This window comes from Acinetobacter sp. C26M, from assembly GCF_023702675.1.
In the GTDB taxonomy this organism is placed as follows: domain Bacteria; phylum Pseudomonadota; class Gammaproteobacteria; order Pseudomonadales; family Moraxellaceae; genus Acinetobacter.
On record NZ_CP098478.1, the window covers coordinates 3514289 to 3527635 of the forward strand.

The window sequence follows — 13347 nt, forward strand, 5'->3', positions numbered from 1 at the left end:
ACGACTCATTTGAGTTAGTCTAGATAAAATAGAAAAATTTGAGGCATTCAATGTCTTTACTGCTACCGATTATTTTATTACTGGCTGCAACTTTAATTTTTGCTCCATTGGCAAAACGCTATGCCTCCACCACTGTTTTGGGTTACCTCATTGCAGGGCTGTTACTTGGCTCCAGTGTTTCTGGCTTGATCGAAGATCCTCAACTGATCGAGCAATTGCTAAATTTTGGTATGATTGCAGTCATGTTCTTTGTCGGTTTTGCTTTTCGACCACAACAACTTTGGCTCGAGCGTAGAGGCATTTTAAAAAACAGCGGATTACAACTTAGTATTATCACAGCTCTTCTGATTGTCATGTGTTTTTTACTGTTGAATGATGTACTAACCAGTCTGATGCTCGGATTTGCTTTAGCGCTTTCCGCTGTCATCTTACCGCAGCAACTTTTACAACAAAAACAGCAACTCAACAGCAAACTAGGACAAGCAACTTTAGCTACCTTACAGTTTCAAGCCTTTGTTGCCGTCATCTTAATTGTGTTATTCCCATTACTCGAAGACACGACTTCTACACGGCACGGTATAGCCTATTTTGCAGCAATTATAGCGACGTTTTCAGGGCTATTTTTAGCCAGCCGTTATTTAGTTCGTCCAGCATTTCGTTTCTTAGCACAGAAAAATAGTATCCATCTCATTCCTGTGCTCAGTTTATTGGTGCTACTTACGGTCATCTTAATTATGGATATTTTAAATATCCATATTCTAATTGGTGCATTTCTGGGGGGCTTATTACTCGCAGAGACAGAATTTAAAAGTGAAGTTGAGCGTATTCTTGAACCATTTAAAGATGCAACAACAGGTGTATTTTTTCTGGCCATTGGCTTGGGTCTTTCACTGCAACCCCTTATCCAAACACCATTATTAATCATCGCATCAATCTTTGGTTTAGTTGTGATCAAGGCTGCTGTTGTTACAGCGATCAGCTATTACCAACAACGCCATGCCAAGCTCAGTACCCTGTTTGCAATCACATTGGCTCAAAGTGGTGAACTCAGTTTTATTTTACTCAAGCTGGCAGAAAGTGAAAATTTACTGGCAAAAAACCTATTGGAAGCCACCTTCCTCATCATATTGGGTTCAATGTTATTCACCCCGTTATTGTATTGGTTATTTGATTCAAAAATCTTTCCGATGCTACAAAACAATAAAGTTGCTGTGACTGAAGCAGAGGTTCCACAACATCCAATTCTTATCGTCGGTTTTGGCCGCTTTGGACAAGTCATCGCGCGGGCATTACATGCGCAAGGCAAGCAATTTAGTGTGATTGACAGCAATCAAACTGATGCTGATTTTATTGAGCAATATGGACATCGTTTTATTGATGCCGATGTCACCCAAGTCGAAAACTTACGTGCTGCTGGCATCGAATATTGCAAATTACTGATGATTGCAATTGATGATGTAGAAGACAGTATGAATCTGACCCGACATCTGCGTTTGAATTATCCAGATTTGACCTTGTTTGTACGAGCACGTGATCGCCATCATGCCCATCTACTCAATGGTTTAGGGGTTGAATATATTTGGCGTGAAACCTATGCCTCATCTTTGAATATGGCACAACAAGCATTGATTGAAACGGGTTTGTCAGTTGAAGATGCGCATATTCAAATTGAACGATTTAAGCAAGAAGATGAAAAGCTTTTGACCCAACAACATTGGGCATATGATCAACAAGATGTCCTTGAAAACTATCCAAGTGCGATTGCAGAACTTGAGTATTTATTTGCAAATACAAAAACTTTAGCTGTCGATCGTGCGAGCAATAATCAAAACACACAAAGTGATGCAAATTCACTCAATGAAACATCTTGAGTTTTGGCAAACTGACACCATTATTGACTGCATAACCATGCACCTTTTTATAAAGCCCAAAGTGCTTTTCAAAGCAATCTATTGCTTTGTTTCCCCTTAGGGGGTACTGGAGAAAAATATGTCTGATTTACGCCAACGCTTTTTTATCGAAGACTGTCCTGTTCGCGGTGAAGTAGTTCATTTGGAAGAAGCACTACAAACTATTTTGGCGCAACGTGAATATATGCCTGCGGTACAAAGTCTCTTGGGTGAAATGTTAAGTGCAACTGCCTTACTTGCCAGCACATTGAAGATTCGTGGCCGTATTAGTTTACAGATTCAAGCTACAGGCACATTCAAATGGGCCATGGCTGAATGTAACCATTTAGGTGAAGTTCGTGCCTTGGCAGATTATGAAGAAGATCCTCGCTTTGTCGAAGGATCAGACAGTCGCACCGTGCTTGCTGCGCTTACCAATCCAGTATTATTCATCAATATTGAACCTGAGCACGGCGAACGCTATCAAGGGATCGTACCACTTGAGCAACCTACTTTAGCAGGTTGCTTAACACAATATTATGATCTGTCTGCACAGATTCCAACGCATATTGTATTGGCAACTAATAAGCAACGTTCGGGTGGTCTATTGATTCAACTTCTTCCTCGTAATGATGAAGAAGAGCAAAAGCTTGTAGATGAAGATCTATGGCCACGTTTAACCATGCTCACTGAAACTCTAAAACCAGAAGAGCTAACCGATCTGCCTGCAAATGAAATCCTCTACCGCTTGTATAACGAAGAAGAAGTGCGTTTGCCTGAGGTTGAGCAGTTAAAGTTCGGCTGTACTTGCTCTAAAGAACGTTGTGCCAACGCATTGATTCAAATCGGTGTTGACGCAGTACATGAAACTTTAGAAGCACAAAACCCAATCCAGATGGACTGCCAATTCTGTAATACACGTTATGAATTTACTGCAGAAGAAGCTTTAGGTTTGTTCGGTGAACATTTAAGTTAATTGACTAAATGTTAAAAAATAAAAAAGACGGGCTTCCGTCTTTTTTTATTTTGTATTAAGGTCTATGCGATAAAACAATGTTCAAATCTCCCAATAACATAGACCCTAACTTTGCCATATGAATTACTTCGAATATTTGCTGTTTATCATTAGTGTGGTGGTGCTGATTGCGACCCCTGGTCCTGTGATGATTTTGGTGGCCAGTGCAGGCCTAAAAGGCGGCTATAAAAAAGCATTACAAACCATTTTTGGAACCAATTTTGCGTCTTTAATTCTGATTTTTATTTCAGTATTAATATTAAAAGGCTTTCTCACTATTGATGAGAATTACCTAAAAGCCATTCGGGTATTGGGCTGCCTCTATATCGCCTATCTGGGTTACAGCATCATTAAAGAAGTGCTTCAGGCTCCCCATCCAACCGCCATTCAAACAGTATCGGCTCAAAGCGGTGGCTTTAAAAAAGGTTTTCTTGTCGGGATTTCAAATCCGAAAGACATTATTTTCTTTTCGGCTTTTTTCCCACAGTTCATTCATATCTCACCGAACATCAACTTCAGTTTAAGCTTACTTACAATCACATGGATTATCTTGGATTTCCTGACCCTGTCTTTGGTGTATTTATTCTTCCGCCGCCTCTCTCAAAGCAGTGTCTATCCGAAGATTTTGGGACTGTGTGGTATCTTGTTGGTATTAATTGCAGTCTATGGTCTGATTGATACTTTCTAAACCGAGCAAATCATGAACTGGGGAACTCACTTTCGACACGTTGCCTTAAACTTTCATTCATCAAGTGGAAGTTTTGCTCAGTTTTCTTCAGTTCTTTGCCCAAAAACCTCACGAGAAAGCCATTAAAGGTCTCACTATGCTTGAACAAGGTTTTTTTCTCTGCAACTTCAATGAGTTCAAAACAATGAATACCATTAAACAGCTGCTTGAAAAGTAATGTGCCATGCCATGCAAATTTTTCGGCTTGTTTATTCTCAACAACTAAAGGCACGAAGTTCATCGTACTTTCACCAGCGCTTTGCAGCACAATTTTCAGTTCACCACCCAGTTCTTTATGACCTTCTATTCGAATGATAAATGGGTTCCACTCGGGATAACGGTCAAAATCCATGAGAACATTCCAGATTTCCTTGGCTGAAGCATGAATCAATATCTCTGTATTTATTTCTTTTTTCATTATTTTTCCACTTATGTATGAACATACACGTATTGATAGATATGTGAGCAATACAATAACTACTCATTATGCACGCCATCAGATCAATACTTAAAAAACCAAAATTGTATTAGAACTTAGCATTCATTAATTTCAATTTTATTGCGATATTTGTGCAATCAATCTCCGTACGTAAAAACAAGTCTTATACAATCGAATCTATTGAAATCTCTTGGATTCGTTTCATAATGAAATAAACACATAATTATCTTTATTACAGATCATGGCAAAAAATTATTATGAAGAGCTAGGTGTTTCAAGAGATGCCTCAGCAGATGAAATCAAAAAAGCCTATCGAAAACTGGCGCGTAAATACCATCCTGACATTAGCAAAGAAGCCGATGCAGAAACCAAAATGCAGGCCATCAATGTTGCCTATGACACCCTAAGTGATAGCACCAAGAAAGCAGAATATGACCAAATGCTGGATCATCCTCAAGGCTTTTCTCATACTGGTCAAGGTAACCATAGTGGTGGTTTTGATGGCTCACAGTTCTATCGTCAAAGCTCAGGTGAAGGTGCCGACTTTAGTGGCTTTGAAGATTTATTTGGTCGCTTTGGTTCAGGCTTTGGTGGTGGACAACAACGTTCACAGCGCCAGCAACGTAGTTATCGTGGTGAAGATCAACACGCCAGTATTCAAATTGACGTAGATATTGCCTATCACGGCTCAACCCAACAAATTACCTTACAGATCCCAACTTATAACGTCTATGGTGAACCTGAGGTACAACGTAAAACCTTGGAAGTTAAAATTCCAAAAGGCATGAAAGAAGGTCAACAAATCCGCCTCAATGGTCAAGGTCAAACTGGTGTTAACGGCGGTGAAAATGGTGATCTGTATATCGAGATTCAATATAAAGACACTGATCGAATTCGTGTTGAAGGTGCTGATGTCTATCAAACGATTGATGTCAGTCCTTGGGAAGCAGGTATAGGGCAAAGTATCGAACTCAACACCCCTGCTGGACAGCTCAAAGTAAATTTACCCAAAAATGCAAAAAATGGGCAACAACTACGTTTAAAAGACAAAGGAATTCCAAACAAAACTGCAGGACATTTGTACCTAATCATTAATATTGTTTTACCGCCAGTACACAATGAGCAAGATCAGCAAGCTTATCAACAATTTGCCGATGCATTTGCTTCATTCCGACCTCGCGCCTCATAAGGAGTAAGATCATGACAACCATTCAATACAAAGAAATTCAATATGACGGTCACAGCCAAGTTGAAATCATTGATGAACAATTGGCTCTTGATCTTGAACACTTTGCCGAGGCATGTGGTCAAAGCATCGACTGGGTATTAAAACTGATTGATTATGATATTTTACAAATTTCTGTAGAACCTCAAAGCTATCAGTTTATCGGCGAAGATGTCAGTCGGGCTAGACGTGCTTATCGTTTACAACGTGACTTTGATGCAAGCCTATCGGCTGTGGCTGTGATGTTGGACTTAATTGATGAAGTGCAACAGCTACGTAAACAGCTCAAGCATTTTCATTAACCAATAGTCTTAATTTAACGAACAACTAGATAAAACCTGATACTCGAGAGGGTCATCCACAACCTGAGCGAAGATAAACAAAGCACTGCTTTGTCTGAAGCGCAAGACGAACAGCTATGCTGTGAGTATGGTATCAAAAGTGAACCTTGCTGAGCTTTAGTCGCTCCTCATGTGGATGACGATGCCTTTGCTTACTTTGGGCGAAACCAAAGTAAGGCGAGCCTGAACGAACCAAAGCGATTAAAGCTTTGGTGAAGTGCAAGACGAAGTAGTTAATCCAGAGAATAGATGAGAACTCAGTATGACTCCGCTAAAAATTACTTTTTAACAATGAGATATTTGAACGAAATCTGTTATTTCAGCTTGGTCATTTTCTCCACTTCTTTCAGCGTTTGCTTAATCGGTTCATAATCCAAAAACCAGAGCAGATTAAAATTACGCTGCCGATGCTGCTGGGCCAACAAATCAATCACACTTCGTTCACCACGCCCAACCAAATGTTGTCGATAAAAATAATACAGCAGGAATATGGTACTCATCAGCATCACACCCAGCATGATCCAAAAGCCAACAGGTGACTTCAGCCCTGGAATAAACTCAAAGTTCATACCATACACGCCTGTTAGCAACGTCAGTGGCGCAAATATCGCGGTAATGATTGCCAAGATACGCATGTTTTCATTGGTTTGATTGGCAATCGCAGAGAAGTGTAAATCGATAGCTGATTGAATGGCATTTCTTAAGCGCAAGGTATGCTTTTGTACACGCTCGACATGGCTCATTAAATCATTCAGACGCACCAATAAGATGTCTTGTGCTTTATGCTTATGCTCACCCACAACATGATGATAATTATCGACCAGTTCATCTCTAAACTCTTGTAGAGTCTCGATCTGCTCTTCACAGAGATTTTCAATTTGCTGGAAAGCCATATCTTCGTGAAACAATTGATGCCACTGCTTAAAACGGCGATTGCCCTGTAAGAGTTGCTGTTGCCAATATTCGACACGGCGAGTTAAGGGCGTGCGTAAATTCAGATAGCCATCAATCATGCTATTCAGTAAACGCAAGCATAAATCCGCAGGTGTACTGGCTAACTTACGTGGTTTATTCTGCTCGGCAATCGGTCGCGCCATAATCGTTTGAATACGTTGAATATAGCTTTCTACTGCCTGATTGCCCTGCTCTCTCACACTCACCAAGACGGTTGGCGTTAAGATAAAACTCATCGGTGTGGTCGCTAAACCAAAAACACTTTCATGTGATTCTGAAGCATTCTCATTTGCCAAAATCTGGTCATCTGGGCTGATTAGTTTGCGGAACACCAACAGGTCATATTCCTCCACCGTATCAAATGCACAAGGATGCTCGATATTGAGTAAATCCCGCAGATGGAATTCATTCAATACCAGCCCTGTATATTCATAAATATTCTTCTGCCAAGACTCAGTATGATTGACTAAATCTTGTCTTAAGCTATCCACCCATAAAAACTCAAGCGTATGTTCTGTTTGTTGTTCCGCACTAATAAAAACTGTATTTTCACTGTTATGACGATAAAAATAATAAAGTTGCATAAGACAATAAGAGTTGCGATCGCTAAAGAAATGCTGCCACGAAGCCAGATAAAAAGCTACGGCTATTACTGAGTAAAAACGATATCCAATAAAAAAGCCCCACATGCGCGAAGCATGGAGGCTTTTTCTAATCTCAGGAAGATTACACTTCTTTCTTCTCAACCACACCATATTTAAGGGCTTGATCAAGTTGTTCTTTGTCCAAAGCATTATCCCATTTTGCCACAACGATTGTTGCACAAGCATTGCCGACCAAGTTAGTCAATGCACGGCATTCTGACATGAAACGGTCAATACCAAGGATCAGTGCCATACCCGCGACTGGAATTGCAGGAACAACCGACAGTGTTGCAGCCAAGGTAATAAAGCCTGCACCTGTAATCCCTGCAGCACCTTTAGAACTGAGCATAGCCACCAATAGAATCGTGATTTGCTGAGTAAGAGTTAATTCAATATTACAAGCCTGAGCGATAAACAATGCCGCCAATGTCATGTAGATATTAGTACCATCAAGGTTAAATGAATAACCTGTTGGGATGACTAAACCAACAACCGACTTTTCACAGCCTGCTTTTTCCATCTTCGCCATCAATGACGGTAATGCCGCTTCAGATGAGCTCGTTCCGAGCACCAACCAAAGTTCGTCTTTAATATAACGAATCAGATCAATAATCGAGAAACCATTATAGCGCGCCACTGCACCCAAAATGATAATCACGAACAGTAAAGCGGTAATGTAGAAGGTTGCAATCAATAACATCAAATTACCGATTGAACTAATGCCATAAGCACCAATGGTAAATGCCATTGCACCGAATGCACCAATTGGCGCAAACTTCATCAACATACCGACCAAGGTAAATACTGGCGTGGTGAGCTGCTGTAGAAAATCAGTGACTGGACGACCTAAATCACCTGATTTTGCCAAAGCCAAACCAAACAACACCGCTACAAAGAGGACTTGAAGAATTTGACCTGATACAAATGGACTGACCAATGTATCTGGAATAATATTCATCAAGAAGCCCGTAATCGTTGACTCGTGCGCTTTTGCTGCATATTCATCAACTTTGGTACTGTGCAAGGTACTTGGATCAATATTCAAACCATGACCAGGCTCAATCACGTTTCCGACGATCAGACCGACAATCAACGCCAAGGTTGAAAACGTCAGGAAGTAGATCATCGCCTTCCCTGTCACTCGACCAACGCTGCCGAGGTTTTTCATGCCTGCAATCCCCGTCACAACAGTCAGGAAAATTACAGGAGCAATAATCATTTTAACTAATTTAATGAACGCTTCGCCTAGTGGCTTTAAGCTTTCACCCAATTCTGGGAAGAAATGACCTAACAATATCCCCGCGACAATCGCGAAGATCACTTGCACATAGAGTATCTGATAAAACTTTGGTTTCTTGGGAGGCTGTTGGTCATCTTGACCTGTGGCGACATGATCGACAAGCATGTGCGATATTCCTTCATATTGAGATGAACAAATAGACTTCCGACTGTCTATTTAAAACCACATAAACACAGGCAGGCACGGAAATTTGGGGAATTCTACGTTAATTGCAGCACGCACAATTAAAGCCTTAGACTAATGTCTAATATAAATAAATTTTATGCTTATAGTTTCTGTTTTTTATATCTTTAACAATCATTCACTTAATAAAAAAGCGCATTGTTAAAACAATGCGCTTTTTTTAAGCAAAATGCTTGCTAGCATTAAGCCTGTTCAATGTCTTTCATTGTCAACTTGATACGACCACGGTTGTCGACATCAGCAACTTGTACTTTAACGTCCTGACCTTCTTTTAATACGTCAGTCACATTCGCAATACGCTCATTTGAGATTTGTGAAATGTGAAGTAAACCATCAGTACCTGGCATGATATTGACGAATGCACCGAATTCAACGATACGAATCACTTTACCTGCGTAGATTGTACCTGGTTCAACTTCTGCAGTAAGTGCTTGGATTTTCGCAATCGCAGCTTTTGCAGCTGCTTTAGTTTCACCAAATACACGTACAGTACCGTTATCTTCGATATCAATCGCAGCTTTAGTTTCTTCTGTAATTGCACGGATCGTTGCACCACCCTTACCAATTACATCACGGATCTTGTCTGGGTTGATGTTGATCACTTCAAACGTTGGCGCATGTGCATTGATTTCTGAACGAGCACGAGAAATGACTTTGTTCATTTCATTTAAGATGTGCATACGGCCAGCAAATGCTTGGTTTAATGCAACTTCCATGATCTCTTCAGTAATCCCTTCGATCTTGATGTCCATTTGAAGTGCAGTAATACCGTTTGCAGAACCTGCCACTTTAAAGTCCATATCACCTAAGTGATCTTCATCACCCAAGATGTCAGAAAGAACTGCGAAACGCTCACCTTCTTTTACTAAGCCCATTGCGATACCCGCAACTGGTGCTTTCAATGGTACACCTGCATCCATAAGTGACAATGAAGCACCACATACAGAAGCCATAGAAGATGAACCGTTAGATTCAGTAATATCAGATACGATACGGATCACGTACGGGAAGCGGTCAGCAGCAGGAAGAACTGCTTGAACACCACGACGCGCTAAACGACCATGACCGATTTCACGACGCTTAGGACCTGATTCACGACCAGTTTCACCTACAGAATATGCAGGGAAGTTGTAGTGCAACATAAAGTTGTCAGTTTTGGTACCAGAAAGCGTATCAACCATCAATGCATCACGTGTATTACCCAAAGTCGTTGTCACTAAGGCCTGAGTTTCACCACGTGTGAATAGTGCTGAACCGTGCGCACGGCCTAATACACCTACTTGTACATCGATACCGCGAACAGTTTTGGTATCACGACCATCAATACGTGGCTTACCTGACAAAATGTTGTCACGTACAGTACGGTACTTAAGGTCTTCAAATAATTCGTTTACTTCATCAGCAATACCAGTTTCGTCATTTTCAGGAACAAACTGTGCAACTGCTTCTGCATAAAGTGCATCAAGTGCTGCATAACGATCTTGTTTAACTGCAATCGTATATGCTTCAGAAATTTTCGCTTCGAAAGCAGTTTTCAATTGCTCAAGAAGTGCTTCGTTTTTGCTTGGAGCAACCCAAGTCGATTCAACTGCACCCGCAGCTGCAGCAAACTCTTTAATTGCTTGAATTGCAATTTGCATTTCGTCATGACCGAAAAGAACTGCACCCAACATTTGGTCTTCTGAAAGTTCTTTCGCTTCAGATTCAACCATCAGCACAGCAGATTCTGTACCTGCAACCACAAGGTCAAGATCAGATTGTGCAAGTTGTTCAAAGTTCGGGTTAAGAACATATTCACCATTGATTAAACCAACACGCGCACCACCAATTGGGCCACGGAATGGTGTACCAGCAATCGACAAGGCAGCTGAAGTACCTAGCATTGCAGCGATATCGGCATCCATAGTTTTATCAGAAGAAACAACAGTTGCTGTAACTTGGATTTCGTTGAAATAACCTTCTGGGAACAATGGACGGATTGGACGGTCAATTAGACGTGAGATTAAAGTTTCAGCTTCTGACGCACGACCTTCGCGCTTACCGTAACCACCAGGGATACGACCAGCTGCATATTGTTTTTCTTGATAGTTAACAGTTAACGGGAAAAAATCTTGACCCGCTTTTGCTTTAGGCTGAGCCACAACCGCAACGAGTACAGTCACGCCACCCATGGTAACTAAAACTGTATTTGCTTGACGTGCAACACGACCCGTTTCTAAAACAACTTGGTATTGACCAAATTGGAATTCTTTACGAACGATATTAAACATTGACATGTATTATATTTTCCTAGTTTTATTCTAGTGAGACCCCTAAGGTTTGGCATTCAGACTACAACTGCTGTGTAGATAAATGACAAAGCTTAGAAGCCATCGCACTAGATCAAAATTTTAAATAAATTTAAACACAAAGAAGGAGCGAACAAGCGCCCCTTCTAAAGTCATCTAAGATAAATTAGATGAAACTCTCTTTTCAGCGATAAAGCATAGCAACATGCGAAATAGCGAAAACAAAGTAAAATCGAATTAACGACGTAAACCTAATGCGCCGATCAAAGCAACATAACGACCGTGATCTTTACCGTTTAAGTAGTCAAGTAATTTACGACGTTGGTTAACCATACGAATCAAACCACGACGGCTGTGATGGTCGTGTTTGTGTTCTTTAAAGTGACCTTGCAAATCATTGATTTGAGCAGTCAATAAAGCAACTTGTACTTCAGGTGAACCAGTGTCGTTTTCAGCACGAGCAAATTTAGCGATGATCTCTGCGCGATCAGTGTTAGTTAAAGCCATTCGATTTCTCCGAGATGCTTACAAAAATAAAATGATAATGATCAGTTGAAACCAACCGACTGCCGTGCATCACTACAGCAAGGCGCTTATTTTAAGTGATCTATCGCTATATTGCAAAAATGTTTTCTATTTGCTGGCATTTCGGCAGCTGACAGCATTAAACAAAATAGGCACACTACCCTTGTTCTGTTTTCAATTTATGACAGAGAAGAAAGAAAACGAAAATATTGCGAGGGAATCGTGAAAATTTTATCAACCAATACCTGTTATGTACCACAAGACTTGAATCAAGTGATTCGCAGTAAAGATGAAGTTGCGACTGAATCGGGGGGCATGACTGAAAGACAAATTCAAAAGATATGGAACAGCGTTGAAGGTCTATATAAAACAGGCAATTACCCCCTCATTACTTTATGTTTACGCCGCCAAGGGCAAATTCTTTTAAATCGCAGCATTGGCTATGCGCAAGGCAATTCCCCGGATGGTCTAGCGACCGATGCCAAAATTGGTAGCCCAGATACACCTGTCTGCCTGTTCTCGGCATCCAAAATGGTCACAGCGATGTTGATTCATATGCTGGATGAACGTGGTGACCTCAATTTACTTGATCCAATTAGTTATTACATTCCTGAATATGGCGTCAATGGTAAACGTCGTGCCACGATATTTCATCTACTCTCCCATCGTGGTGGTATTCCTCGTATCGACACTGAAGTCACACCTGAGCTTTTATTTAACCAAGAAGATATATTAAAACTGCTCTGTGCAGCCAAACCCGTTTCTCCTTCTGGTACACATCTTGCCTACCATGCTGTCACTGCGGGTTATATTCTCGGTGAAATCGTGCAACGTGTAACAGGTCAAAGCGTTCGTGAGTTTTTAGCTGAAAATATTGAAAAGCCAATGGGCCTGGACTATTTCAACTATGGTTTAAAACCTGAATATCGTGCTGATGTTGCCCTAAACTATGCCACAGGGATTCATCCAAGTTTAGGAACGGATCATTATCTCAATCATGTACTCGGTGGTGGTCTACAACTTGCAGTCGATGTCACCAATGATAGCCGTTTCATGGATACCATTTGCCCAGCTGGCAACATCTATACCAGTGCAGAACAAGCAGGTCGCTTCTTTGAAATGCTCCTCAGTGGCGGAGAATATCAGGGCAAACAAATTATGAGTGCTCAAACGGTATTCCGCTCAACCCTTCCAACCTCTGGTGTTAGCTTAGATCGTACCTTGTTAGCACCAATGCGCTATGCCTTGGGTCCAATGCTTGGCAGTAATCCTGTCGGCTTATTTGGTCCAATGACAGGACAAGCTTTTGGGCATATTGGCTTTTCAAATATTCTATGTTGGGCTGACCCTGAACGTGATATTAGTGTATCGCTATTGACCACAGGCAAATCGGTAGTGGGCACTCACTTACCTGCCTTGGCAAAAACACTTTATCAAATCTCGACCAACTGCCCAAAGATTCCAAGAAATCAACGTCGTTCATTGTTCGCAACTGACCGTACCGAAACAGATTTGGTCTAAGGTCTCTACTCCAAAATCACACGCACAAAAAAGCCCAAGTTGAACTTGGGCTTTTGCGCTTGAACTTATCATTCTTCTTCATTTTTATTATGTTTTATTCTTTTTTCCTATACCATTCAAACCCTCTGAATGCAGACTCCACGTCCTTCTCTTTTATTATTCTTTCTCTTGCTATTCGTTCTCCCTATACCGACTATTCTGTCAGATTAGATTATGGAGAAAAATAGCATTTCTCTTATCTCTGTGTAAGAAAAAACGTACAAGTCTGTATAACATTTAACTTAATAATAACAAAA

At 40.8% G+C, this 13347-nt stretch carries 11 protein-coding genes; 6 read left to right on the plus strand and 5 right to left on the minus strand.

The window, feature by feature from the left end; translation table 11 throughout:
- Positions 1–50: 50 nt before the first annotated feature.
- The 3 genes from NDN11_RS16195 to NDN11_RS16205 all read left to right on the plus strand — a co-directional run bounded on the left by NDN11_RS16195 (position 51) and on the right by NDN11_RS16205 (position 3592).
- Complete coding sequence (locus tag NDN11_RS16195; protein WP_251110215.1) at positions 51–1871, plus strand: cation:proton antiporter domain-containing protein; 1821 nt, start codon at positions 51–53, stop codon at positions 1869–1871.
- 118 nt (positions 1872–1989) lie between these two features.
- Complete coding sequence (gene hslO, locus NDN11_RS16200) at positions 1990–2865, plus strand: Hsp33 family molecular chaperone HslO (protein WP_251110216.1); 876 nt, start codon at positions 1990–1992, stop codon at positions 2863–2865.
- A gap of 118 nt (positions 2866–2983) precedes the next feature.
- Entirely contained in the window at positions 2984–3592 is a 609-nt protein-coding gene (locus NDN11_RS16205) for a LysE family translocator (RefSeq protein ID WP_251110217.1), read from the plus strand.
- A gap of 10 nt (positions 3593–3602) precedes the next feature.
- Here the strand turns inward: NDN11_RS16205 and NDN11_RS16210 are convergent, their stop codons facing one another.
- On the minus strand, positions 3603–4049 hold the full coding sequence (locus NDN11_RS16210; RefSeq protein WP_251110218.1) for an SRPBCC domain-containing protein: 447 nt from the start codon (positions 4047–4049) through the stop codon (positions 3603–3605).
- A gap of 262 nt (positions 4050–4311) precedes the next feature.
- Between NDN11_RS16210 and NDN11_RS16215 the strand changes: the two genes are divergently transcribed.
- Together NDN11_RS16215 and NDN11_RS16220 are read left to right on the plus strand one after the other, a co-directional pair.
- Positions 4312–5259 (plus strand): DnaJ C-terminal domain-containing protein, encoded by a 948-nt coding sequence (locus tag NDN11_RS16215; RefSeq protein ID WP_251110219.1) that lies wholly within the window; start codon positions 4312–4314, stop codon positions 5257–5259.
- A gap of 11 nt (positions 5260–5270) precedes the next feature.
- Positions 5271–5597, plus strand: a complete 327-nt coding sequence (locus tag NDN11_RS16220) for a chaperone modulator CbpM (protein WP_251110220.1) — start codon at positions 5271–5273, stop codon at positions 5595–5597.
- A gap of 353 nt (positions 5598–5950) precedes the next feature.
- On the opposite strand, the gene NDN11_RS16225 is transcribed toward NDN11_RS16220, so the two are convergent.
- The 4 genes from NDN11_RS16225 to rpsO all read right to left on the minus strand — a co-directional run bounded on the left by NDN11_RS16225 (position 5951) and on the right by rpsO (position 11512).
- On the minus strand, positions 5951–7174 hold the full coding sequence (locus tag NDN11_RS16225) for a magnesium transporter CorA family protein (RefSeq protein ID WP_251110221.1): 1224 nt from the start codon (positions 7172–7174) through the stop codon (positions 5951–5953).
- A gap of 142 nt (positions 7175–7316) precedes the next feature.
- Positions 7317–8639, minus strand: coding sequence for a dicarboxylate/amino acid:cation symporter (locus tag NDN11_RS16230; protein ID WP_167250386.1), 1323 nt, complete (start codon positions 8637–8639; stop codon positions 7317–7319).
- A gap of 260 nt (positions 8640–8899) precedes the next feature.
- Entirely contained in the window at positions 8900–10987 is a 2088-nt protein-coding gene (pnp, locus tag NDN11_RS16235) for a polyribonucleotide nucleotidyltransferase (protein ID WP_171526146.1), read from the minus strand.
- 255 nt (positions 10988–11242) lie between these two features.
- The gene (gene rpsO, locus NDN11_RS16240) at positions 11243–11512 is read right to left on the minus strand and encodes a 30S ribosomal protein S15 (protein ID WP_004656162.1); all 270 of its coding nucleotides are present in this window, start codon (positions 11510–11512) and stop codon (positions 11243–11245) included.
- A gap of 240 nt (positions 11513–11752) precedes the next feature.
- Here rpsO and NDN11_RS16245 point away from each other — a divergent pair, with 240 nt between their 5' ends.
- On the plus strand, positions 11753–13051 hold the full coding sequence (locus NDN11_RS16245; protein WP_251110222.1) for a serine hydrolase domain-containing protein: 1299 nt from the start codon (positions 11753–11755) through the stop codon (positions 13049–13051).
- Positions 13052–13347 lie beyond the last annotated feature (296 nt).

Excerpts from the sequence above, each read along its gene's own strand:
- NDN11_RS16195 (WP_251110215.1), top strand. The coding sequence starts at position 51 with ATGTCTTTACTGCTACCGATTATTTTATTACTGGCTGCAACTTTAATT.
- hslO (WP_251110216.1), top strand. The coding sequence starts at position 1,990 with ATGTCTGATTTACGCCAACGCTTTTTTATCGAAGACTGTCCTGTTCGC.
- NDN11_RS16205 (WP_251110217.1), top strand. The coding sequence starts at position 2,984 with ATGAATTACTTCGAATATTTGCTGTTTATCATTAGTGTGGTGGTGCTG.
- NDN11_RS16210 (WP_251110218.1), bottom strand. The coding sequence starts at position 4,049 with ATGAAAAAAGAAATAAATACAGAGATATTGATTCATGCTTCAGCCAAG.
- NDN11_RS16215 (WP_251110219.1), top strand. The coding sequence starts at position 4,312 with ATGGCAAAAAATTATTATGAAGAGCTAGGTGTTTCAAGAGATGCCTCA.
- NDN11_RS16220 (WP_251110220.1), top strand. The coding sequence starts at position 5,271 with ATGACAACCATTCAATACAAAGAAATTCAATATGACGGTCACAGCCAA.
- NDN11_RS16225 (WP_251110221.1), bottom strand. The coding sequence starts at position 7,174 with ATGCAACTTTATTATTTTTATCGTCATAACAGTGAAAATACAGTTTTT.
- NDN11_RS16230 (WP_167250386.1), bottom strand. The coding sequence starts at position 8,639 with ATGCTTGTCGATCATGTCGCCACAGGTCAAGATGACCAACAGCCTCCC.
- pnp (WP_171526146.1), bottom strand. The coding sequence starts at position 10,987 with ATGTTTAATATCGTTCGTAAAGAATTCCAATTTGGTCAATACCAAGTT.
- rpsO (WP_004656162.1), bottom strand. The coding sequence starts at position 11,512 with ATGGCTTTAACTAACACTGATCGCGCAGAGATCATCGCTAAATTTGCT.